We start from the raw sequence: 23,135 nt of genomic DNA, 5'->3' as shown, positions 1-23,135 counted from the left end.
AAACCTAGCATAAATGTTGCTATAATCGCCGCCCAAGACAACCCGTATATTCGTACCTTTGGTCGATATGACTCAGATACTGTCCAAATGCAGTATCTAATATAGCTCTTTAACAACCAAGGGTACTTTAAAACAGACAAAAGCGTCAGCCCATAAGGCAGCGTAGTCTGGACAATTGAGGCAAAAAATGAGCGAAGTGGAAACAACAAACGACCAAACTCCAGCACCAAAACGTAAGGACAAAAAACCTTCACGTTCGCAATTGCGCAGTGCTTCACGTCGTTTGGCATTACAAGCTGTCTACCAATGGCAGATGAACAAAACGGCGGTGAGTGAGATAGAAACCCAGTTCGTCATGGACCAAGATCAAGACATGGACGCTTGTGACAAAGTTTACTTCCGCGAATTGCTGCAAGGCGTTACCGCCAGCGCGAAGAAACTGGATGCCTTGTTTGAAGAATTACTGGATCGCCCACTAAGCGAACTCGACCCAATCGAATTGGCCGTGATGCGCATTGGCTCGTATGAATTGTCACAGCGTTTAGACGTGCCATACCGCGTTGCGATCAACGAAAGCGTTGAACTCGCCAAAGGCTTCGGCGCGACAGAAAGCCATAAATACGTTAACGGCATCCTAGACAAACTCGCACAACGCGTGCGCCGCGAAGAAATCGCCGCACGCCGAGCAGCGAATAAGTAATCGGACCACACGATTATTTAAGCGACACCGAAAGCACTATTGAAAAAAGCCCCCGTTATTATCGCCAAATTGAAGTGATAAAACGGGGGCTTTTTTGTGCCTATTTTTTACCGCATTAATGCCATTAGAATTGTACAGATAAGCTGGCCTTGACGGTTTACTCCTGCTTTGGGGAAGATTTGCTTGAGTTGGGAGCGAATGGTTGCCTCACTTTTAAAACGGCTTTCTGCGATCTCTTTTAAGCTCATTCCTAGTATTAAATTAGCGCAAAGAGTTGACTCCGCTGGCGACAAATTAAAATAAGCAGCAATCAGTGCAGGTGCGGGCATGGATCGTTTATTACAGTCGTATAGGGTGACCAAAATACCACCGCCTTCTATTGGCGAAAGCGTCATCGTTAGGAGGGGAATGTTTTTGTTTTTCAGTATGATGACATCATTATCAAGCACATCTTGCCCCATACTGGCGCGAATGATTTGAGTCGAAGCGGTGAAAAAAGATTGTTGATGTTGGCGTTCTTTGAATTCTAAACGATTATTTTTTATGGTTAGTTGATCATGTTTAGCAAGCAGTCTTTCTGCCTTTTTATTTGAATATAGCAGTTCTGATCGCTCATTAAGGATGACGCTGGGGTTAGGTAAGGCGTCGACTAGGTTGGCAAGAGAGAGAGCGAGCGAATTCGTTTTATCAAGCTTCTGATATAAAAAAACGGCTTGTTTAATATAAGGCACCAACCGATTCAATTGGGTAAGTTCTGCTTGTTGGTAGGCTCCTTGTTCTACGGTTCTTTGTATTGCGACGAATGTTGTATGCGTTTTGGTGTTGTCTATGACTAACCAAGCGCTATCAATCATATTTTGATCTTGTTGCCAGCGGCCATAATCAGGTAAGTGCTTTACTTGTTCAATCAAGGACAAGGCTGTTTGAAATAAGCCTGGTTGACAATGTATTGCGTTATTGGAAACCAAGTCATTCTCAATCATATTATTGCTAATATACCACTCCATGAATTCTGCAGAGAGGCCAGAGTACCAGATATGGCTAATTTGTAAGGGGGCTTTTTTGACGACGACTAACTCTGCTGCACATGCGTTGATAGCGCTTGCTATCTGATTAAGAAAAATATGAAAGCCTTCTTTTTTGGTCAGCGCAGCGTAGAGTGACTGGATCAGTTGAGGTTCGCTTGATAGTGGTTTGTAGGTAGACTCTGCATCCAATATGAATTGAGACATAAAATTCTTCATAACAAGGTTGTTTAGTAAGAGAAAAATATACTTCATTTATAGCCTAGACCCAACAACGAATTTTTTGTAATGATAACCACTCTTTAATTATTGCCTACATTCAACCTGCCACAGCGCACCAAGAACATAAAAAAAACCGCCATCTCGCTAAGCCAGAGGGCGGTTTATGTGACTCTATTTGTTTGCTTAGTTACGAACCAACCGCACCCAGAAGCGACTTTTCGCGCTTGCACGTGGAGCAAGGGGCGTTGGTCGGTTCGGGTGTTGCTGAAGACTGGTGCTTAGTTACGAATCAAGTAATCAAAGGCACCTAGTGCCGCGGTTGCGCCACCACCCATGGAGATGATGATCTGTTTGTATGGCGTTGTGGTGACGTCACCCGCGGCAAACACGCCGGGAATAGAGGTCTCGCCGTGGGCAAGGAGTTGGCCTTTTTCACCAAAACATCGCGTCGGCACGTAAGACGTCAGAAAATTCAAAAACGGTCATGTGTTCTGTGATACTTGCTAAGTTAATCACCGCTTCGATGCCTGAATAACCATCACCGATAACGGCGGTTCTTTTGTGCCTGATTTTTAAATAAGTTCCAATTTTAGCTTTTTACCTAACGCTTTCGCGGCATTATCCAAGGTATGAAGCGTGATGGACGTATTACTTGGATCAAGCAGTCTATCCAATCCAGAGCGACTTGTTTTCATCAGTTGCGCCATTTTTGTTTTAGATAAATGCTCGTGTTCAATCTTTTGCTGAATCTGCCAAGCAACCACTCGCTTTATGGCAACGGCATTGGTTTCAGCCAATGTGCCTTCCTCTTCGAGGAAATCATCAAAGGAAGAGCCGATGTGTTTGTTAGTCATTTTTCAGCCTCACGTTTTCGTTTTTTAGCTAAATCTAATTCAGACTTGGGTGTCTTTTGGGCTTTCTTCATAAAGCCATTCAGTAAAATCAATTCGTTGTTTCTAAAGAAAAATAATACCCTTGCAATACGCCCACCTTCCAAATTGGTTCGCACTTCCCACAGCCCATCACCCATAGAACGACATATGGGCATACCGACAGGCCAACCGTATTCTGCTGTTTTGATATCCTGTCCTATGGCACTTCTATCCTCTTTTGTAAGAGACAATAACCATTCCCTGACAGGCTCACCTCCCGACGCAGTTCGGAAAAAGTGAACAGACACTTTCTTGTGTTTTATGCTTTTCATGAATTTATTTGTACCATAAATGGTACAAATTTGTATAGTTGTTTTTTACGTGGGGGGGTAGATGGAAGAAATTCAGCTTGGAGCTTTCTAGCGAGCTCAAAACTTATTGGCTAAGTGCCGCTGAAAACCATCCCGGAGTTCAGGAGTTAGAAGTAATTGTTATCGATTTATTGGAAAGGGAACGGTTTAGTGATTCATAAGTTGGCTTAACTGTAATCGAGTAGAAACAAGCACCACGCTGAGCGACTTTTCGCGCTTGCGCGTGGAGCGAGGCGTGGTGTTTGTTTCTGACTTGCCAACAGAGTTTCGAGATAAAAAAACCGCCATCTCGCTAGGCAAGAGGGCGGTTTAGATGACTCTAGTTGTTTGTTTCGTTAAGACGAACCAACCACACCCTGAAGCGACTTTTCGCGCTTGCGCGTGGAGCAAGGGGCGTTGGTCGGTTCGGGTGTTGCTGAAGACTGGTGTTTAGTGACGAATCAAGTAATCAAAGGCACCAAGGGCCGCGGTTGCGCCACCTCCCATGGAGATGATGATCTGTTTGTACGGCGTTGTGGTGACGTCACCCGCGGCAAACACGCCGGGAATAGAGGTCTCGCCGTGGGCGTTGATGACGATTTCGCCTCTGTTAGTCAATTCCAACGTGTCTTTTAAGAACTCGCTGTTTGGTACCAAGCCGATTTGTACGAAGATCCCCGCAACGTCAACAAGGTGCGATTCGTCGGTTAGACGATCTGTGTATTTTAGGCCGATGACTTTTTGCCCATCGCCGATCACTTCGGTGGTCATGGCGTTTTTGATGATAGTAACGTTTGGCAAGGAATTGGCTTTTTTCACCAAGACATCGTCGGCCCGTAAGGTGTCGCTGAATTCCAAAACCGTTACGTGTTCAACCAGACCGGCAAGGTCGATGGCCGCTTCAATACCTGAGTTACCACCCCCGATAACGGCGGTTTTCTTGCCTTTGAACAATGGGCCATCGCAGTGCGGGCAGTAAGCCACGCCTTTACCACGGTATTCTTGTTCGCCCGGTACGTTCATTTCTCTCCAGCGAGCGCCAGTGGCTAGCACAACGGATTTACTTTTTAAGATCGCGCCGTTTTCCAATTCGATTTCGATGAATTCTTTCTTCTCTAGACGAACGGCTTTTTGCAGTTTCATCAGATCAACATCGTAATCTAAGACATGTTGCTCAAGGCCAGCGACCAATTTCGGGCCGTCTGTGGCTTTCACGGAAATAAAGTTTTCAATCGCCATGGTGTCACTGACTTGTCCACCAAAACGTTCAGCCACTACGCCAGTTCTGATGCCTTTACGAGCGGCGTAAATCGCGGCTGCGGCGCCCGCTGGGCCACCCCCCACAACTAGCATGTCGTAAGGCGCTTTTTCAGACAAAGCGGCCGCTTGTTTGTCGGCCGCGCCGGTGTCAACTTTGTTGATAATTTCGTCCAAGGTCATGCGGCCTTGGCCGAATAATTCGCCGTTTAGGTAAACAGACGGCACCGCCATGATTTCGCGCTTTTCAACTTCGTCTTGGAATAAGGCGCCGTCGATCATGGTGGCCGTAATCTTAGGGTTTAAAACCGCCATTAAGTTAACCGCTTGCACAACGTCTGGACAGTTGTGGCAAGAGAGGGAAATGTACACCTCAAAATTCAATTCAGCGTCTAGAGACTTAATTTGCTCTATCGTATCTTGTGCTGCTTTGGATGGATGACCACCTGCTTGCAATAGTGCTAGCACAAGAGAGGTAAATTCGTGACCCATTGGGATGCCTGCAAAACGCACACGTGCTGCTTCGCCTTTTGGCGCAATGGCCATTTGTGGCGCACGTCCTGATGCGTTTTCGTCAACCGTTAGGGTGATTTTGTCGCTTTTTAGCTCGGTAATTTCGCGAGCCAATTCAAGTAATTCTTGTGCTTTTGCAGAACCGTTGGTGGACACAGTAATTTCAATCGGATTAACGATATTTTGCAGGTATGTGCCCAACTGCTGTTTTAAGTTTGCTTCTAACATGATGATGAAACCTGTGTTTGATTGAGTAGTTTACTGTGCTGAGAGTAAAAGGGGTCTGGTGTGACCCCTTTTGGGTTCTTTATTCAGTCAGCTTAGATTTTGCCAACTAGGTCTAGAGAAGGAGTCAATGTTGCTTCGCCTTCTTTCCATTTTGCTGGGCAAACTTCGCCTGGGTGAGCGGCAACGTATTGTGCTGCTTTTACTTTGCGAAGTAGGTCTTGAGCGTCACGGCCAATACCTTCTGCTGTGATTTCCATCGCTTGGATCGTGCCTTGTGGATCGATCAAGAAAGTGGCGCGGTCAGCAAGACCTTGGCCTTCGCGCATTACGCCGAAGTTGTTAGTGATGTTGCCTGTTTGGTCGCCAACCATGTAGTACTGGATTTTGCCGATGGTTTCAGAGCTGGCGTGCCATGCTTTGTGAGTGAAGTGAGTGTCGGTAGAGACAGAGAATACTTCTACACCACGAGATTGAAGCTCAGCGTAGTTGTCTGCCACGTCGCCAAGTTCAGTAGGGCATACGAAAGTGAAGTCAGCTGGGTAGAAGAAGAATACGGCCCATTTGCCTAACACGTCTTTTTCAGAAATTTCTACGAATTCGCCGTTCTTAAACGCTGTTGCATTGAAAGGTTTGATTTGAGTGTTGATCATTGTATTTCTCCTAATGTGTGTTTGAGTGCGTTACCAACGAGATACATAGTAAGGGAAATACTTCTATAGATGAAATTGTCATTTACTAAAAATGTTATTGTTAAAAACTATCGATGGGGTTTGGTTGGGTTTGCCTATTCATCAGCGTTTTGCTGTCGAACACTGGTGATCTGCTGGGAAATGGCTGTAATAAGGTGTAGCGGAAGTCGCACAAAGCTGGCCGTTCAGCCTTGTGCGGTTCGCTTTAACGCCATTGCGCGAGGCGCGCCATTTGCAAATGACGTTCTCGTTCGGCTTGGTCTACTGTGATTGGCGTGAATTGAATCCTATCGCCCGGTTTTTGTTGTGCCAAAATACCGCCGCCAACGCGGGTGACACAGCCTATTTTAGGGTAGCCGCCGATGGTTTGTCTGTCTTGCAGTAAGACAATCGGTTGGCCGTCTTTAGGGATTTGAATCGCGCCATAGGCAATGCCTTCCGAAATAATGCCGTTAAGCTCGCTGTGAATGGCTTTGCCTTCCAAGCGATAACCCATGCGGTCTGAATGGGACGACACCACATAATCGCTCGAAAAAAAGTTGGCTCGATCTAAGGCCGAAAAAGACTGATATTGATAGCCCAAAATGACCGGGATTTCTTTGTTGCCATAATGTGGGATCGCCAAGCGCGGTACCGATCGCTGCTGATGTTCATGGCAAGTTTGATAGGCTAAGACATCGCCTTTTTGTAGCTTGTCGCCTTTGCCGGTAAGCCCGCCAATTTTTTCACGAACGACCGTGGCAACACTGCCGAGCGTCGGTTCGCAAAGGAAGCCACCTTTCACCGCCAGATACGCCCGTAAGCCCCAAACCGGCTGATGAAAGGCCAAAACGTCGCCTTTTTTAATGGCGTAGGTTTGCCAAGGTGTGAGGCTTTTATCGTTGAGCGTCGCATCAAGATCGGCCCCTGTGATGGCGATGCTGGTAGCCGCTTGGGCTTCTAAGGTGAGCATGCCAAAGGTGATTTCGATCTGCGCACTGTTGCTGTCGTTATCCAGTAACGCATTGCCCCAACGAAAGGCGATTTCATCCATTGGGCCGCCCGTGGTGAGGCCAATGGATTGATGACCATGGCGGCCCAAGTCTTGAAGCAGTGCCAATAAACCGGGTTTGATTACCTTAAAAGCCATCGAGTTGACCTCCTAGTACTAAGAATTCATCCCGAGAAATGGGCTCGAATCGCACCGAATCGCCGATGGCAATGAGGGCAAGATTTTCACTGCCCCAATCGATCAGATTGACGGGCGTACGGCCAATAATTTGCCAGCCACCGGGTGTCACGCTGGGGTATACCGCGGTTTGATTCTCGGCCAGCGCCACACTGCCAATCGGTACTTTTAAGCGCGGCGTGGTTTTTCTTGGCACGTGCAGTTCCTCTGGCGTATTGCCCAAGAAGGCGAACCCTGGCGTAAAGCCAATCGCGTAGGCGCGATAGGTGGTCTCGTGGTGGTGTTTAATCACCTCGTCGACGCTCAGTTTGCAATGCTTAGCCACGTCTTCAATATCGGGTCCGACTTCTTTGCCGTAATACACAGGAATCACCACTTCGCGCTGATCTTTGAGCGAGAAGTCATTGGGATCAATGGCGTCTATGGCTTGGTTAATGGCTTTGAAAATCGCAAAACGGTCATAATCATCGTCATTAAATACTACTAAAAGCGTGGTGTAAGACGGCACTAAATCGACGATGCCCGCCAGTGTCGACAAGTGTTGTGTCACTTGGACAATGTAGTTGGAAGTCGCTTCGCTAATCACCTGACTAAAGGTTAATAAGCAGGCCTGATTGCTGACCATCGCTAGGTTTGGAAAATTGTCATGGCTCATGATTTATTTCACATTTGCGTTGGTGGGTTGAGAAAGCTTTAGGCGATCCACCAGTGTGCGAATACGTGTCACGGCATCCAGCGCATGGGCACCATCGCCATGCACGCAAATAGTGTCGGCGTGAATGGCCAGCTGCTTGCCAGAAGCGGTGGTCAGCGTGCCGTGTTCGCACAATTGCTCGACTTGTTTTTCGATCAAATCAAAACTCGCGTGAACCGCATTGGGCTCTTTGCGTGGCGTCAGCCGACCTTCGTCTGTGTACAAACGATCAGAAAAGGCTTCAAACCAAACTCGTAGGCCGTATTTTTTCGCCATTTTTTGGATTTCAGGCGCTTCTGGCACCGCCATCACCATTAATGGCAAGGTGGCGTCTAGCTCGCTGACCGCTTGCATGACAGTGTCCAATACAGAAAAATCCGCCATCATGGTGTTGTACAACGCGCCATGGGGTTTGACGTAATCCACTTGGCTGTTGTGACTTTCACAGATGCCTTTTAACGCGCCAATTTGGTATTGAATAATGGCTTTTAATTCCGCTGGTGCGATGTCCATATTACGACGCCCAAAGCCGACTAAATCCGGGTAGGCTGGGTGCGCACCAATGGTGACATTGTGTTGTTTTGCCAAGGCGACGGTTTTCGCCATGGTCAGAGGGTCTGAAGCGTGAAAGCCACAGGCGATGTTAGCCTGATCGACAAAGGGCATGATTTGATCGTCTAAGCCCATTTTCCAAGCGCCGAACGCTTCGCCCATATCGCAGTTCAATTTCATGATTGATTCCTCATGCTTGTGTATTGTTGTGAGCGTTAGTTTTGCGACATGGTGGTCGGCAAATAGGTGACAATTTCAGGGAAAATGCTGATCAACAAGATGGCCACGCCAATCAATAAGAAGAAGGGTAAGGCCGCTTTTGCCACATATAAAATATTCTTCCCAGTTAGCGCTTGAATCACAAAGAGATTGAAGCCCACGGGCGGAGTGATTTGCGACATTTCCACTACCAAAACAATGAAAATACCAAACCACAGCAAGTCAATATTTGCCGCTTGCACCATAGGTAAAATCACCGCAACCGTCAGCACCACCACAGAAATACCATCGAGGAAACAGCCTAAAATCACGAACAACACAGTGAGGTATAAGATTAATTCCATTGGCGAGAGCGACATGCCTGAAATCCACAACGCCAAGGCTTTTGGTATGCCCAAAAAGCCCATCGCTAATGTTAAAAAGTGCGCACCGACCAAGATGAAACCAATCATACAAGAGCTTTTTACCGCACCTAATAAGCTGTCCATGAAACTATGGCGACTGAGCGATCCTGTACAAGCTGCTAGCACCAGCGCACCGGTGACCCCAATGGCCGCGGCTTCGGTTGGCGTGGTAATGCCGCCGTAAATAGAGCCTAAAACAAAGCCAATTAGCCCGACGACAGGCAAGAGTTTACGCAAGCCTTTAATGCGTGCCGACCAGCTGGTTTCGTGTCCGGTTGTTTTGGGTAATTCGTCTTTGTGTAAATAGCCCCAAATCATGGTGAAACCCATAAACAGCGACACCAATAACAAACCGGGTAACGCGCCCGCGATAAACAAACGTGCGATGGATACTTCTGCCGCGACACCATAGACAATCAAGATAATCGACGGTGGAATCAACAACCCCAACGTCCCTGAGCCCGCCAAAGTACCGATGGCCATACGGTCGCTGTAACCTTGTTTACGCAATTCTGGCAAGGTCATGCGTCCAATGGTGGCCGCAGTGGCCGCAGAAGAGCCAGAGACCGCCGCAAAAATGCCACAGCTAAGGATGTTCACATGCAGTAATTTACCCGGTACGCCGCCCAACCAAGGAGACAATCCTTTGAACAAATCTTCCGACAAGCGCGTGCGGAATAAGACTTCGCCCATCCAAATAAACAGCGGCAGAGCGGTAAGCGACCATGCAGTACTGGCGCCCCAGCTAGAGGTAGCGAACAGCAAATCCACTTGATAATTCTCAGACAGAATTAACCCTAAACCACCGATGGCGATAAGGGTAAAAGAGACCCAAACGCCCAGTGACAAAAGCGCAAGCATGGCGAACGCCAATAAAATAGAGATCCACATCATGTCCATTAGATTTCCTCCAACGACAGAGCGTCTTCGTGTTCACTGTAAGTGGGTTTTTTACCACGTAAGACGGTGATCAAGGCGTCTAAAATGGCAAGATTAAGAGCTATTACGCCAATGGCAACGGGTAATTGCGGAATCCATAACGGCACCGGAACATAGCCATAGGACACTTCGTTATAAACATAGGATTCGTAGACCATGTAGCCGCAAGCGTACGAGAGGTAACACAATAGACAAAAGGATAAGATTAAAATAATGGCTTCTTGGATCTTACGTGGTGCGGGAGAAAACTGCTCTATTAACAAGGTGACACGAATATGGCCACCTTCACGGAAAGTATAAGCCAAGCCTAAAAACGTCGAAGCTGCTAAGGCATAGCCGGCGAAATCTTCAGCAGAAGGCACAATAAAGTTGAATAAACGACCGACGATTTGCGCTAATAAAAGTAAGGTGATGATCACGATACACAAACCGGACAACAGGCCAGAACAGAGGTAAAGTTTTTCTTTTAATTGGCTCATAGGGTTCTCTTTTTTTGAAGAGCAATTAGATACCGCACCTAGCCTCCCCCTTAGCAAGGGAGGAACTTATACACAGATCTCCTCCCTGTTTCCCCCTTAATAGGGAGATGAGATAGCTGGTTTGTTCCCTCCCCTTATGTCTTTGAAGGGGAGGGCTAGGGTGGGGTTCGTTATAGAGATTTAGTTCTGGTAACGTGCCAAGATTTCCCCAATTTCTTTTGGTGCTTCGCTTTTCCATTCCTCGGTCATTGTTTTACCAATGGCTTTTAGTTCTTCTACCAGTTGTGCTGAAGGCTCAGACACTGTCATGCCGTTTTGGCGTAAGGACGCTTTGTCTTTTTCCGCTCGTGCTGCGATTTGTGTCCAGCCCGCTGCTTCGGCGTGTTTCGCCGCATCCAGTACCACTTGCTGCGTCGCCTTGTCTAAGCGACGGAAGGCGCGCTTATTGACGACAACGATATTTTTAGGGATCCACGCTTTGACGTCGGTATAGTTATTGACATAGTCCCACGCTTGGCTGTCGACCCCAGTGGATGGCGAGGTGATCATCGCTTGGATAATGCCGGTACTAAACGCTTGTGGAATATCTGGCGTTTGGATCGTCATCGGCGTCGTACTCATTAAGTCGGCAAGACGTGACTGAGTTGGGCTGTAGGCGCGCATTTTCTGGCCTTTTAGGTCGGCCAAACTGTTGACTGGTTCTTCGCTGTAAAGGCTCTGAGCGGGCCAAGCCACGGTGTAAAGCAGCATCATGCCGTCTTTGTCTAGTTGCTTGCTGATGGACGGTTTCGCCGCTTCCCAGAGTTTTTTAGCGTCTTCAAAAGACGTGGCCAAAAATGGAATGTTGTCGTGTTTGTAGATGGGGTTTTCATTGCCCAAAATGCCTAAGAAGACTTCGCCCATTTGCACTTGTCCGGATTTTACCGAACGTGGAATCTCAGTGTGCTTCACCAAGGAGCCACCAGAGTGAACGGTAATATCGAGGTCACCGTTGGTGCTGTCTTTGATCTCTTTTGCGAAGGTATAGGCAATTTGGGTTTGTAGATTGCCATCGCCATAAGGGGTTGGCATATGCCATTTTTCAGCAAAGCTTGCGGTGGAAGTAAGGCCGCCCATCGCAACGCCGCCTATCAGTAATGCATTGGTTAGTTTCAGCATGGTTTCGTTCCTATTTTATGTGTCGTTATGGTTTGTTTTTTATTATCAATGACGCAGTGTTTTCAGCTGCCTCTTTGCCTGTACAAGCTTATTCCAGCGCTCTTCACGCGTTAAAGAACGGCGAGATCAGTATCTAATATGTCTGTTATCAGCATTTTTCCTGGTGCATGGGTTATGCAAATAGGGGGTTTAGCGTTACGAACCGCCACTTGAGGCGTCACACCACAGGCCCAAAAAACCGGCACTTCGCCCTTTTTGATGCTCACGGCGTCGCCATAGTCAGGTTTGCTTAAATCCTTGATGCCAATGTCTTGTGGCGAACCAAAATGCAGTGGTGCGCCGTGGGCCTTGGGAAAGCGTGTGGTAATTTGAATCGCTCGAATGGCGTCTTTGGGCACATAAGGGCGCATGGTCACCACGGTGTTACCGAAAAAACGGCCGGCTGGAACGGTGGCGATATTGGTTTCAAACATGGAGACATTGACGTTTTCTTCGATGTTTCTGGGGGTGAGTCCGGCTTGTGATAACGCGTGCTCGAAGGAAAAAGAGCAACCCAATACAAACGCCACCATGTCGTCTTGCCACAAGTCTTCAATGTCCGAGCGGCTGTCGACTTTTTCGCCATTGCGATAGACGTAGTATTCTGGAATGTCATGGCGCATATCAATGTCGTTGCCGAGTTCTGGCATGGTGAAGTCACCCACTTCCGACACGCCGATTAAAGGACAAGACACTGGGTTTTTTTGACAATACAGCAAAAATTCACTCGCCCAATCGGCTGGCAAAATCACCACATTCCCCTGCATCGCGCCTTGTGCTAAGCCACTGGTAACGCCAGTGTGTGCTTTGCGACGAATGGCTTGGCGCAGTGCGGAGGTTTGTTGCAGTAATGGCGATGGAGCGTGCTTCATCAGCGTTTTCCTTATTTTTATCACAATACGTTTTCATTAAGAGTAGATCTAGTTCCTATAAAAAGTCTAATCGTGTTTTTTTGGGTCTTTTGATCAATTTTTTTTATCAAGCTAGTTTTTGTTCGTATTCTTTGGCGGCGGCAATGGCTAATTCAACCGCTGCATCTGCCAGTGGGTTGAAAGGGTCGCTGGAATAGGACGCGGTGAAGGTTAGGTCGCTGGGCGTCCAGACGGCGTGTAGTTTTCTCAAGCTGCCGTTGTCTAACTCTTTGGCAATCATGATGTTCGGCAAGGTAGAAATCCCGACCGCGTCAATCGCTAAACTGCGACACGCCGCTAAGGATGTAGAGGCAAAAAAGTGCGTGGGTGGCCCGTCAAGTTCGCGAAATTTTTGGTTGATTTCTACATAAGGCTTGGTGGCGCGAGCGTAGGTAATGATTGGCCACTTGGCTAATTCCTCCAAATACAACAATCGCTCTGGCAACTCTAAACGTGGGCTGGCGACCCAAGAAAGTGAGAAGGTGCAAAGCGCTCGATTAACGATGTTTGGTTCAGAAATGGGCCCCATTAGTAAGCCTAAATCCAGTGTTCTGTCTTTAATGGCATGGGTTAGATTGGCGGTAATGTCTACCGTCATTTCTACATCTAAATTGGGCATGTCTTTGTGCAAACGCGCGAGGAAGTCGGGCAGCCAAGTATTCACTATGGTTTCTGAGACGCCTAAACGCAGCACGCCAGAGTGGGCGGTGGACAGCCCTGCGCGCTTGCGTAATTGCTCGGTTTGGTAGAGGATTTTTTCCACATAGGGCAAAAGCTCTTTGCCCTTGGAGGTTAATATAATCGGGCTGGAGCCACCTTCACGTTCGAAAAGTTTAACGCCCAACTCGTCTTCTAAGCCAGAAATTCGCGCTGAAATCGCTGGTTGCGTGGTGTGTAGCCGTTCTGCTGCTTTACGAAAATTACCTAATGACGCCACCCATACAAAGGTTTCTAGGCGTTTGTAGTTCATATTGTTACTCCGTAAGAGACCTTAATTAAGTCGATAGTGAGTGGCAGAGTATAAGGCGGGCAATATTTCAGCAATCTTTTCGTTAAGTCTGGTCAGAGCCATAGGAGTGGCATAAAGCTTGCGGTATGCTGTGAACTATTTTAGAGGGTGATTTTTATCATGAACAAATTGATTGCGTTATTGCTAAAAGGCTTGGTGGCGGTTTTACCGATAGGTTTAACGGTGTATTTGATTTGCTGGTTGTTGGCGACAGGCGAGGCCATTGCTCGGCCGCTTGTGTTATGGCTGATCCCCGACGTTTTGTACTTCCCTGGTTTGGGGTTGATTGCCAGTTTAGGCGGTTTGGTGTTAGTGGGCTCATTGGTGAATTTGTACGGCGTGCGTTATTTGGTCAAGCTTAGCCATAATATCTTTGAGCGCATTCCTCTGGTGAAGTCTATTTATGGTGCCATCAAAGACATGATGATGGTGTTTAATTTGGCCGAAAAAAAGCAAATGAAAAGCGTGGTGTCGATTGAGTGGAATGGGGCTCAGGTGATTGGTTTTATTACCGGTGAACAAACAGGCAAAAAGCTGTTTGGCGATCAGGATTTGGTGGGTGTGTATGTCCCTTTAAGTTACCAAATCGGTGGTATGACGCTTTATCTCTCCCGTGATCGTTTGACTGAACTGGACATTGGCGTCGAAGAAGCCATGCGTTTGGCGCTGACAGCGGGCGTGCAGAGTAAGCCTAAGTCTTAATGGTTGATGCGCGTTAATGGGTTGCTGTTATGAGTGATAGAGGCTTGAGTCAAAACGCTTTATGATGCGTTTCTTTTTAAGTCGTTCTTTAAGGGGATGTTGGTCGGTTATGCAAGACAGGGTGCAAATGCAAAAAACAGTCATTGTGGTTGGCGCAGGCCCAGCGGGCTTAATGGCAGCAGAAGAGAGTTGTGCCGCGGGTCATCAGGTTCATGTGTACGATGCCAAACCCAGTGCCTGCCGGAAGTTTTTATTGGCCGGCGTTGGCGGTATGAACATTACCCATTCCGAGGCTTACCCTGAGTTTATGCAACGCTATTATGACAAAGCGGCATGGCTGGATACGGCGGTCGGTCAGTTTAATGCCGATGCCTTGTGTGATTGGATTCATGATTTAGGCATAGAGACTTTTGTCGGCACATCGGGTCGAGTGTTCCCCAAAGACATGAAAGCCGCGCCGTTATTGCGCAATTGGTTAAAACGTTTGCGCGACGCGGGAGTGCAGTTTCATATGCGTCACAAAATGGTCGGTTTGTCGGCCAATGAGGCGGTGTTTGATCATGCAGGAGAAAGCGTTACTGTGCGGGCGGATGCGATTGTCTTGGCCATGGGGGGCGCCAGCTGGCCGAAGTTGGGCTCCGATGGAGCGTGGTTTCCGCTATTGACTGAAAAAGGCGTCAGCGTGGCGCCATTGCAAAGCGCCAATTGTGGTTTTTACAGTGCGTGGAGTGAGCATCTAAAAAACCAGTTTGCGGGCAGTCCACTGAAAGACGTGGCGTTTTCTTTTACCTTAGAAGACGGACAAGTGGTGACCAAAAAAGGCGAATGCATTGTCACGCAAGACGGTATGGAAGGTAGCCTGATTTATGCCTTTTCTAAATACCTGCGTGATGGCATTAATGACTCAGGACAATCCTCCTTGTTGATGGATTTTTTGCCCTTGCAAAGCGAAGAGCAAGTCATCAACAAGCTGTACAATACCAAACCCAAAGAATCCTTTGGCAAATACCTAAAACGCACGCTGAGCATCAGTGGTGTGAAAGCATCATTATTACACGAGTCGTTTTCTAAAGAGGCTTTTCAGACGCCAGAAGCGTTAGCGCGATGCTTAAAAGCTGTGCCGGTGAGTTTTTACAAAACCAAGCCAATAGATGAGGTGATTTCCAGCGCGGGCGGTGTGTGCGAAAGCAGTGTTGATGAAAAACTCATGCTGAGAGCGATGCCGGGCGTGTTTTGTGCGGGTGAAATGCTCGATTGGGAAGCGCCAACCGGCGGTTACTTATTAACCGCTTGCTTTGCGACGGGGCGCTTGGCCGCGAAGGGCGTTTGTGATTGGTTAGCATAAAAAAAACGCCCGATGATGTCATCGAGCGTAGCCTGAGTTAGGCGATAGGGAACAGTTTGTTGATGGCGCATAAGGTGGTGATTTAAGCACCACCTTATGTTTTATGCTTCGCTAGTGGAGATAACGGCAACAACACGACGATTGGCTTGACGATGCTCGGCGGTATCGTTGTCAAACAGCGGTCTTTCTTCACCGTATCCAATGGCGTTAACGCGATCTTCGGAAATTTCAAACGTTTGAATCAGCACCTCTGCAATGGCTTTAGCACGCTTTTCTGAAATAGTTTGATTGTAGCTAGCGGCTCCTGAGTCATCGGTATGCCCTTCGATTACCACTGTGCTGCCTGGGTTGTCTTGTAGAAAAGTGGCAAATTTTTGTATCTCTGGGTAAAACTTCTGCTCCACATCGGCTTTATTAACACCAAATTGAATGTTGATGTTGGCAGGTGGTTGAACCACAACCTTTGGCTGCTCGGAGATGATGTCTTCTGCTGGCGATTGTTGCGCTATTTCGTCGACTGGTTCCGCAATGGGGTCGGCCGCTGTGCTGTCTGCTTGAGCGGTTTGTTGTGGCTCTGACACGGGCTCTTGTTCAGGCTCTGCTTGCGTATAAGTTGGCTGAGTGGCCTCCACCGCGTTGTCTTCAGCCGCGTTGTCTTCTGTATAATCAGATGCTGAGCTGCTAGATGTTGAGCGAGCAGGGCTACCAAACGTCATTTGTACGCCAAGCGAGGTAATATTATCCAAGTGATGGTCTTCGACGTCGTCAACCAGACGGAAGTCTGCACGCAATGACACTGTGTCATTCACCGCGTATTTTAAACCACCACCCGCGTTGATTTGCATGTTGTCACTGGCGCCATTACTAAAATCGGCTGTACCCACACCCGCCGCCAAATACGGCGTTAGGTTAAGCGGGCCGACATTGGGCAAATGATACAAGCCATCGACTCGATACTGGTCTACATCGACGTCACCGCCACCCGATTGTGTAGAGTCGGCATTGAGGTAAACAAATTCGACTGCCCATGGGTTGTTGAATTGGTAACCTAAGCCCAATGAATAGGCCGTGTCGTCTTTGGTATTGCGGTCATTATCCATATTGTAATAGCCAATACTTGGCGTGACGGTGAATCCTTCCTGTTGCTGTGCCAACGCTAATGTGGATAGTGAAGACGCTGCAATAATACTGCTGAGAAGCGTGCGTTTTGCGATGTTAAAAGACATGTTTTATCTCCTGATAAATAGTTATGTTTTTCTGTAGCCGTTTTTCTGTATCAGTTGTTCTGCTTATAAGCATAGCGCGTTTTTTCGTCTTTAAAAAACGCCAAAAAAACCACCCACACCCCTTATGTCATCTAGTATTGCGCAATCATGACGCGGTATTGACCCAATAAGCTCATTCAACACGAATGAGGCCGCAGAAGTGTGTTCAAAAGCGCAGCAAAGGCGATATTCATTACACGAGATTTGCATATTAGGTGTTAAAAAATAGGGCGATAGACAACTGTTATTGCCCTAAGCGGATGGAATAAGTGTTTAATCTCGCATTAGTGATTGGTGAGCACCAACGCCAGCCATCACTCCAGAAGCGGATGCCAATGTGGCATTTTGCATTGGGTTAGATACATCGCCAGCAGCAAACACGCCTTCTACTGAGGTTTGTTTTAAAGCATCGGTTTTAATAACCAGACCAAGTGGCCCTTCTTCAAATTCACAGCCTAGTTGCTCGGCAAACGGACTTGCCATATGAGTCTTTGGTCCAATAAATATCGCTGCGATACGAATGGTACGGCCATCAGCTAGGTAAACAGAAGAAATCTCTGGCGCTCGTCCTAGTACTTCCAATACGGGTGTGCTTTCAATGGTGACCCCACGTTTGATTAGGAAAGCACCTTGTTCTTCATCTGGCTCGTACAGACCTTGAGTAAAGTAAGTGGTGGGGCCCCAATCTGGAATCATTCCGGCTTGATGAGCAGACAACGGACCGGATGCGATAACGCCGAGTGGTTGATTGCGGACTTCATAACCATGGCAATAAGGGCAGTGGATCACCGTCGCCCCCCATCGCTCTTTTAAACCCGGAATATTAGGCAGTTCATCTCTTAATCCCGTCGCCAATATGAGTTTTTTGCCATCAAGGTGAGTGCCGTCAGCAAGCGTAATACGGAAACCTGAAGCGAGCTTTTCGACGGCGACAGCCTTGTCTTTGACAAGGTTTGCTGTCGGGTATTTTAGTAGTTGACGATAGGCTTCTTGCTGAATGGCAAAGGGTGATACGCCGTCTAATCCGAAAAAACCATGAGATTCATCAGAGAAACGATTTCTGGGTTCAGCTGCGTCGATGACGGTGACTTTTCTTTGTCCTCGAACCAGTTGCATGGCGGCGGACAGTCCAGCAAAACTTCCACCTATAATAATAACGTCAAGTAACATGGGTTGGTTCCTCGTTTTTGATTAAATACAAATATTAAGAAACATCATAAGTTACGTGAAATACTAAAGTCAACACACGATACTTTTAATGTTTCATGATAATCTGAGTTAGAATACAAATATTGTGATTTGCCATGAGATTTCTAATGAGAAAAGACAGCCGTTTATCCCGCATGCTGCACGTACTTATTCACATGGATCAGCTGGATGCGCCAGCCACGTCCGAAAAAATTGCCGGTATGCTCAATACCAACCCTGTGGTGGTGCGCCGCACCATGGCGGGCTTGCGAGACAAAGGTTACGTTACCTCGGTCAAAGGTCATGGCGGCGGTTGGTCATTGGCTATGGCATTGTCTGATATCACCTTGTTAGATATTCATAACGCGCTTGGGGAAAGCTCCGTGTTTACCATTGGCCTGTCTGATGAACACACGTCTTGCCCGATTGAAATCGCCGTGAATCAAGCCATTAGTGATGTGTTAATCGAAGCGGAAGCGCTATTGCTAGAACGCTTTCGAGACGTGACATTAGATGTTTTAGCGGTTGGCTTTGCCGATTACTCGCTTAATCGAAAAGAAATATAAATGGAGTTTTGACATGGATTATTGATCAGAATGAAATGATGGGTTAACTGGATGCGTATTGATCAAGTGGGTTGGCAGGCCTAGACTTGATGTTATTAAATAAAGCGTATTTAGCATCGTGCTAGATGGCTGATTATTCTAGATTTAGAGGTTTACGACTATGTTACCCACTTATTTTATTTCCCATGGCGGTGGCCCTTGGCCTTACATGACGGACATGCGCGCTATGTTTGCGAATCTTGAGGCGTCTTTGGTGGCCATGACGCAAGCATTGCCTGAAAAGCCCAAAGCGATTTTGATGATTTCTGGCCACTGGGAACGCAAAACTTTTGGCGTTCAGTCTCATTCTGCACCGGGTATGGAGTACGACTACTACGGTTTCCCTGCGCATACTTATGAGGTGAAATACCCAGCGCCGGGTTCGCCAGCGGTGGCGACTCGTGTCGCTGAGCTCATTAAAGGCGCAGGCTTTGCGGTGGATCTGGATGATAATAAAGGTTTTGACCATGGGGCATTTGCGCCGATGGCGGTGATGTATCCAGAGGCTGACATGCCACTGGTTCAGCTGTCGCTTAAATCGAACCTAAACCCGGCAGAACATCTCGCGTTGGGTCGTGCATTGGCACCCTTGCGGGAAGAAGGCATATTAATTGTCGGTAGTGGTTTGAGCTTTCATAATCTTGGGTTAAGAGGTCCACAAGCGATCAAACCTTCTAATGCGTTCGATGCTTGGTTACAAGAGACCTTATTAGCGTCCGCGCCTGCAGATCGCAGCGCACGTTTAGTGGAATGGGATAAGGCACCTTATGCTCGTCTCTGTCATCCTAGGGAGGATCATCTTATCCCGCTTATGGTTGCTCTTGGTGCCGCTGAAAATGGCAAAGCAACCTGTGTTTATCATGACGAAGGACTCTTTGGCGGCTGGACCGCGTCTAGCTTTCGGTTTGATTAATCGTTAAGCATGCAGCCTATTGCGCTGTGGCTGTCTAGCAGAGTGGTTTTAGCGGAAAAGCCTTAGCAGAGTGCTAAGGCTTTTTTCGAGTAAGTGGCCATTGTTTCTTATCTTAGCGAGTGAGAGACGCCCGTTCCAAGGCGATTTTTTCCAGCATGAAGGTTTCGCGTTGGATGGATTGCCCCATGGTTTTTTCTTGGCGAGACATCACCTGACGATTATGAAGGATGGCGTCGTTGACAGATATCCAGACGGGGCGCATGCCGTTCGCAATTTCATAATGCTCCATACGGACTTCCGCCAGCTCTGGTGCCACATCGCAAATAAAAAAGTGCGATGTCATGTGCATCAGATCGTATTCGGGTTTCCAATAGGGACGGTACTCTTCGATAAAGCCGTAATGGGCATTGACCTTAACATCGCGCGCCCCCGTTTCTTCTTCTAACTCGCGTTTTAGCGCCGCTTGTATGTCCTCGCCATCATCCACCCCGCCACCGGGTAAACTGAAATCGTTATAGCGCTCAGTAAACAGCAATAGAATATTGTCATCACGCAACACAATGCCACGCGCAGCGTGACGACGTAGGACTCGTCCTTCCATAGAGCTTAGCTCTGGGTGAACCAGTTCTTTAATCAGTTTCATGGCGCTAATCCGTAACCTGTAAAAAGTAGGCATTTTACGTGGATCGTGAGCAAAATGCATGGCTTGCGTTCTTTGGTGTTAGGAAGTGGTGTTGGGAGGTGGTGTTAGGAAGTGGATCCGATAACAGAAAGAGATAAGCTAGGCTATCACAGCGGATGTTTCTTTTACTGTTGAGTGAGCGCTTCTATGTCAATACACGGATAAAACCTTGTCTGTCGTCCCACTTTGCCTTTTTACAATTTACCCTTCACATTCCCATAAAATTAATGCGGCTTTAGCGTTGAAAGGTTAAAAGCTGTCCCCATATATCCAGCACAGACGAAGAATTGTTTCTGTTATTTGGAGTTGAAGAATGAGTGAACAGCAAAAAAAACCTAATCTAGACGCGGAGCAAGATTTGAACAGCGAAACGCAAAACGAAGCAGTAGAAGCGCTTTTAGAGCCTGAGGTAGAGACTTTAGAAGAAGTGACTGAAAATGACGAGCTTGCAAAAGCATTAGAAGAAGTCGCTCAGTACAAAGAAGCGGCACTTCGTGCTCATGCCGACGCGCAAAACGTACGCCGTCGTGCTGAACAAGATGTCGAGAAAGCGCACAAATTTGGTTTAGAAAAGTTTGCTAAATCGATTGTGAACGTGGCGGACAATCTTGAGCGCGCTTTGACGTCGGCACCCGACTCAGGTGAGCCTGACCCGGTACGCGAAGGTGTTGAGCTGACATTAAAAGATTTGCTGGAAACCTTGGCGCGTTTTGAAGTGAAAGTGGTTGATCCACATGGCGAACCGTTCAATCCAGAGTTGCATCAAGCCATCACTATGGTGCCAAACCCTGAACTAGAAGCGAACACCGTTATGGATGTTGTGCAGAAGGGTTACACCATTAATGGCCGCTTATTACGCCCAGCGATGGTCGTGGTTTCAAGCGCTGCGTAAATACCTGTCATTTTTTTGACACTGACGCTTGAAATACTCATAAGCGAACCCAAATACAGAATTATCATTGTTATAAACGAATTTATTGGAGATACAAACCATGGGTAGAATCATTGGTATTGACTTAGGTACAACGAACTCTTGTGTTGCTGTACTAGATGGCGAAAAAGCACGTGTTATTGAAAACGCAGAAGGCGATCGCACTACGCCTTCGATTGTTGCCTTTGCTGAAGACGGTGAAGTGTTGGTGGGTCAATCTGCTAAACGTCAAGCGGTCACTAACCCAACAAATACCTTGTTTGCGGTTAAGCGTTTGATCGGTCGTAAGTTTAAAGACGACGTGGTTCAAAAAGACATCTCTATGGTGCCTTACAAAATTGTTGCGGCTGATAACGGCGATGCGTGGGTAGAAGTAAAAGGCGACAAAAAAGCGCCACCACAAATTTCCGCTGAAGTACTGAAGAAAATGAAGAAAACAGCAGAAGATTACCTAGGTGAGAAAGTCACTGAAGCGGTTATCACTGTGCCTGCTTACTTCAACGATTCTCAGCGTCAAGCAACCAAAGATGCCGGTAAAATCGCGGGTCTTGATGTTAAACGTATTATCAACGAGCCAACAGCGGCGGCCTTGGCTTATGGTCTAGACAAGAGCACTGGCGATTCTACTATCGCAGTTTTTGACTTGGGTGGTGGTACATTCGATATTTCTATCATCGAAATCGCCGACGTTGATGGCGAAAAGCAATTCGAAGTATTGTCTACCAACGGTGATACTTTCCTAGGTGGTGAAGATTTCGATATGCGTGTTATCGAATTTTTGGCCGCTGAATTTAAAAAATCATCTGGCATCGATCTACACAACGATCCATTGGCACTACAACGTTTGAAAGAAGCCGGTGAGAAAGCCAAAGTTGAGTTGTCTTCTTCTTCTCAAACAGAAGTGAACTTGCCTTACATCACTGCCGACGCTTCTGGTCCTAAGCACTTGAACGTTAAATTGACGCGCTCTAAGCTAGAGTCTTTGGTTGAAGAGTTGGTATTGAAATCTCTTGAACCTTGCCGCCAAGCGTTGAAAGATGCCGATCTGACAGCCGCTGATATCGATGAAGTTATCTTGGTTGGTGGTCAGACTCGTATGCCACTTGTGCAAGCGAAAGTCACTGAATTCTTCGGTAAAGAGCCACGTAAAGACGTCAACCCAGACGAAGCCGTTGCAATCGGTGCGTCTATCCAAGGTGCCGTATTGTCTGGTGATGTAAAAGACGTGTTGCTTCTAGACGTGACGCCTCTGTCTCTAGGTATTGAGACCATGGGTGGCGTTATGACCGCATTGATCGAGAAAAACACGACGATTCCGACGAAGAAATCTCAGACGTTCTCAACCGCAGAAGACAACCAAAATGCGGTGACTATCCACGCATTGCAAGGTGAGCGTAAACAAGCGTCGCAGAACAAATCGCTAGGTCGTTTTGATTTGGCCGACATTCCACCTGCACCACGTGGTGTGCCACAAATCGAAGTAAGCTTCGACATTGATGCTAACGGTATCTTGAGCGTGTCTGCGAAAGACAAGGCAACAGGTAAAGAGCAGTCTATCGTGATCAAATCGTCTTCTGGTTTGAGCGATGAAGAAGTGGAAAAAATGGTTCAAGACGCTGAAGCGAATGCGGAAGAAGACCGTAAGTTCGAAGAGCTTGTACAGGTTCGCAACACCGCGGATGGCATGATCCACGCAACGCGTAAGACCTTAGTTGATGCTGGCGATAAAGCAACAGCGGAAGAGAAAGAAGCGATTGAAACAGCGATCACTGAACTGGAAGAAGCGCTAACGTCTAACGACAAAGAGAAGATCGAAGAGAAAACCAACGCCTTGACTCAAGCGTCTGGCACTTTGGCTCAGAAGATGTACGCTGACGCCGAAGCGGGTGCTCAGTCTGCTGAAGGTGAGCAGGCCAAGTCTCAGGATGACGCGGTTGATGCGGAATTCGAAGAAGTGAAAGACGATAAAAAATAAGCGTTAGTGACTACCTTGTTTTTGCCTCTTCTTTAAGAGCATTGCAAAAAATAGCAAGCACGGTTTTATGACCGTGCTTTGCTGTTTTGCAGGCTTCTACT

General features: G+C 47.4%; 23 protein-coding genes and 1 pseudogene. 7 read left to right on the top strand and 17 right to left on the bottom strand.

The genetic code is table 11. The features are described 5' to 3' along the window. The first annotated feature begins 187 nt into the window (after window positions 1–187). Complete coding sequence (gene nusB / locus J8N69_RS06385) at window positions 188–700, top strand: transcription antitermination factor NusB (protein ID WP_168824981.1); 513 nt, start codon at window positions 188–190, stop codon at window positions 698–700. A 107-nt stretch (window positions 701–807) separates the two neighbouring features. Here nusB and J8N69_RS06380 read toward each other — a convergent pair whose 3' ends face one another. The 14 genes and pseudogenes from J8N69_RS06380 to J8N69_RS06315 all read right to left on the bottom strand — a co-directional run bounded on the left by J8N69_RS06380 (window position 808) and on the right by J8N69_RS06315 (window position 13,389). Further along, a complete protein-coding gene (locus tag J8N69_RS06380; protein WP_211084988.1) occupies window positions 808–1,980 on the bottom strand; it encodes a hypothetical protein in 1,173 nt (390 codons plus the stop codon). Between the two features lie 245 nt (window positions 1,981–2,225). Beyond that, window positions 2,226–2,508 (bottom strand): annotated as a pseudogene (locus J8N69_RS06375) (NAD-binding protein); the annotation flags it as partial. Between the two features lie 11 nt (window positions 2,509–2,519). Next, window positions 2,520–2,801: a helix-turn-helix domain-containing protein gene (locus J8N69_RS06370; RefSeq protein ID WP_168824979.1), complete on the bottom strand. Its 282-nt coding sequence runs from the start codon at window positions 2,799–2,801 to the stop codon at window positions 2,520–2,522. Continuing rightward, entirely contained in the window at window positions 2,798–3,070 is a 273-nt protein-coding gene (locus J8N69_RS06365) for a type II toxin-antitoxin system RelE/ParE family toxin (RefSeq protein ID WP_229426408.1), read from the bottom strand. The genes J8N69_RS06370 and J8N69_RS06365 overlap by 4 nt, the downstream gene beginning before the upstream one ends. Window positions 3,071–3,619: 549 nt before the next feature. Continuing rightward, window positions 3,620–5,167 carry an alkyl hydroperoxide reductase subunit F gene (ahpF, locus tag J8N69_RS06360; RefSeq protein ID WP_168824975.1) on the bottom strand — a complete coding sequence of 516 codons (1,548 nt, stop codon included), beginning with the start codon at window positions 5,165–5,167 and terminating at the stop codon, window positions 3,620–3,622. Between the two features lie 92 nt (window positions 5,168–5,259). After that, window positions 5,260–5,817, bottom strand: a complete 558-nt coding sequence (gene ahpC / locus J8N69_RS06355; RefSeq protein WP_011978188.1) for an alkyl hydroperoxide reductase subunit C — start codon at window positions 5,815–5,817, stop codon at window positions 5,260–5,262. 244 nt (window positions 5,818–6,061) lie between these two features. Then, window positions 6,062–6,985 carry a 5-oxoprolinase subunit C family protein gene (locus J8N69_RS06350; RefSeq protein WP_168824973.1) on the bottom strand — a complete coding sequence of 308 codons (924 nt, stop codon included), beginning with the start codon at window positions 6,983–6,985 and terminating at the stop codon, window positions 6,062–6,064. Beyond that, complete coding sequence (gene pxpB, locus J8N69_RS06345) at window positions 6,975–7,679, bottom strand: 5-oxoprolinase subunit PxpB (protein ID WP_168824972.1); 705 nt, start codon at window positions 7,677–7,679, stop codon at window positions 6,975–6,977. Before pxpB ends, J8N69_RS06350 begins: the two co-directional genes overlap by 11 nt. Before the next feature lie 3 nt (window positions 7,680–7,682). Then, entirely contained in the window at window positions 7,683–8,450 is a 768-nt protein-coding gene (locus tag J8N69_RS06340; RefSeq protein ID WP_168824971.1) for a 5-oxoprolinase subunit PxpA, read from the bottom strand. Window positions 8,451–8,485: 35 nt separating this feature from the next. After that, a complete protein-coding gene (locus J8N69_RS06335) occupies window positions 8,486–9,793 on the bottom strand; it encodes a TRAP transporter large permease (RefSeq protein ID WP_168824970.1) in 1,308 nt (435 codons plus the stop codon). After that, on the bottom strand, window positions 9,793–10,311 hold the full coding sequence (locus tag J8N69_RS06330) for a TRAP transporter small permease (protein WP_168824969.1): 519 nt from the start codon (window positions 10,309–10,311) through the stop codon (window positions 9,793–9,795). Before J8N69_RS06330 ends, J8N69_RS06335 begins: the two co-directional genes overlap by 1 nt. A gap of 180 nt (window positions 10,312–10,491) precedes the next feature. Beyond that, a complete protein-coding gene (locus J8N69_RS06325) occupies window positions 10,492–11,469 on the bottom strand; it encodes a TRAP transporter substrate-binding protein (RefSeq protein ID WP_168824968.1) in 978 nt (325 codons plus the stop codon). A 110-nt stretch (window positions 11,470–11,579) separates the two neighbouring features. After that, the gene (locus J8N69_RS06320) at window positions 11,580–12,380 is read right to left on the bottom strand and encodes a putative hydro-lyase (RefSeq protein WP_168824967.1); all 801 of its coding nucleotides are present in this window, start codon (window positions 12,378–12,380) and stop codon (window positions 11,580–11,582) included. Window positions 12,381–12,486: 106 nt separating this feature from the next. Further along, entirely contained in the window at window positions 12,487–13,389 is a 903-nt protein-coding gene (locus tag J8N69_RS06315) for a LysR family transcriptional regulator (RefSeq protein ID WP_168824966.1), read from the bottom strand. A gap of 159 nt (window positions 13,390–13,548) precedes the next feature. Between J8N69_RS06315 and J8N69_RS06310 the strand changes: the two genes are divergently transcribed. Together J8N69_RS06310 and J8N69_RS06305 are read left to right on the top strand one after the other, a co-directional pair. Next, window positions 13,549–14,130, top strand: coding sequence for a DUF502 domain-containing protein (locus J8N69_RS06310; RefSeq protein ID WP_168824965.1), 582 nt, complete (start codon window positions 13,549–13,551; stop codon window positions 14,128–14,130). 127 nt (window positions 14,131–14,257) lie between these two features. Continuing rightward, the gene (locus J8N69_RS06305; protein WP_227803997.1) at window positions 14,258–15,475 is read left to right on the top strand and encodes a TIGR03862 family flavoprotein; all 1,218 of its coding nucleotides are present in this window, start codon (window positions 14,258–14,260) and stop codon (window positions 15,473–15,475) included. A 101-nt stretch (window positions 15,476–15,576) separates the two neighbouring features. Here J8N69_RS06305 and J8N69_RS06300 read toward each other — a convergent pair whose 3' ends face one another. Together J8N69_RS06300 and J8N69_RS06295 are read right to left on the bottom strand one after the other, a co-directional pair. Then, window positions 15,577–16,701 carry an OmpA family protein gene (locus J8N69_RS06300; protein WP_168824962.1) on the bottom strand — a complete coding sequence of 375 codons (1,125 nt, stop codon included), beginning with the start codon at window positions 16,699–16,701 and terminating at the stop codon, window positions 15,577–15,579. 312 nt (window positions 16,702–17,013) lie between these two features. Next, complete coding sequence (locus tag J8N69_RS06295) at window positions 17,014–17,910, bottom strand: NAD(P)/FAD-dependent oxidoreductase (protein WP_168824960.1); 897 nt, start codon at window positions 17,908–17,910, stop codon at window positions 17,014–17,016. A gap of 146 nt (window positions 17,911–18,056) precedes the next feature. Between J8N69_RS06295 and J8N69_RS06290 the strand changes: the two genes are divergently transcribed. Together J8N69_RS06290 and J8N69_RS06285 are read left to right on the top strand one after the other, a co-directional pair. Then, window positions 18,057–18,494, top strand: a complete 438-nt coding sequence (locus tag J8N69_RS06290) for an Rrf2 family transcriptional regulator (RefSeq protein WP_168824958.1) — start codon at window positions 18,057–18,059, stop codon at window positions 18,492–18,494. Between the two features lie 160 nt (window positions 18,495–18,654). Continuing rightward, entirely contained in the window at window positions 18,655–19,446 is a 792-nt protein-coding gene (locus tag J8N69_RS06285; RefSeq protein ID WP_168824956.1) for a DODA-type extradiol aromatic ring-opening family dioxygenase, read from the top strand. Window positions 19,447–19,558: 112 nt separating this feature from the next. Here the strand turns inward: J8N69_RS06285 and J8N69_RS06280 are convergent, their stop codons facing one another. After that, entirely contained in the window at window positions 19,559–20,089 is a 531-nt protein-coding gene (locus J8N69_RS06280; protein WP_168824954.1) for an NUDIX hydrolase, read from the bottom strand. A 352-nt stretch (window positions 20,090–20,441) separates the two neighbouring features. Here J8N69_RS06280 and grpE point away from each other — a divergent pair, with 352 nt between their 5' ends. Next, window positions 20,442–21,020, top strand: coding sequence for a nucleotide exchange factor GrpE (grpE, locus tag J8N69_RS06275; RefSeq protein WP_168824952.1), 579 nt, complete (start codon window positions 20,442–20,444; stop codon window positions 21,018–21,020). Between the two features lie 100 nt (window positions 21,021–21,120). Beyond that, a complete protein-coding gene (gene dnaK, locus J8N69_RS06270) occupies window positions 21,121–23,034 on the top strand; it encodes a molecular chaperone DnaK (RefSeq protein ID WP_168824950.1) in 1,914 nt (637 codons plus the stop codon). The last annotated feature ends 101 nt before the right edge of the window (window positions 23,035–23,135 follow it).

Origin of the sequence: Marinomonas profundi (assembly GCF_020694005.1) — a bacterium.
Taxonomy (GTDB): domain Bacteria; phylum Pseudomonadota; class Gammaproteobacteria; order Pseudomonadales; family Marinomonadaceae; genus Marinomonas; species Marinomonas profundi.
The sequence above is the reverse complement of the archived record's forward strand: the minus strand, read 5'-3'. Positions and strand labels throughout refer to the sequence as shown.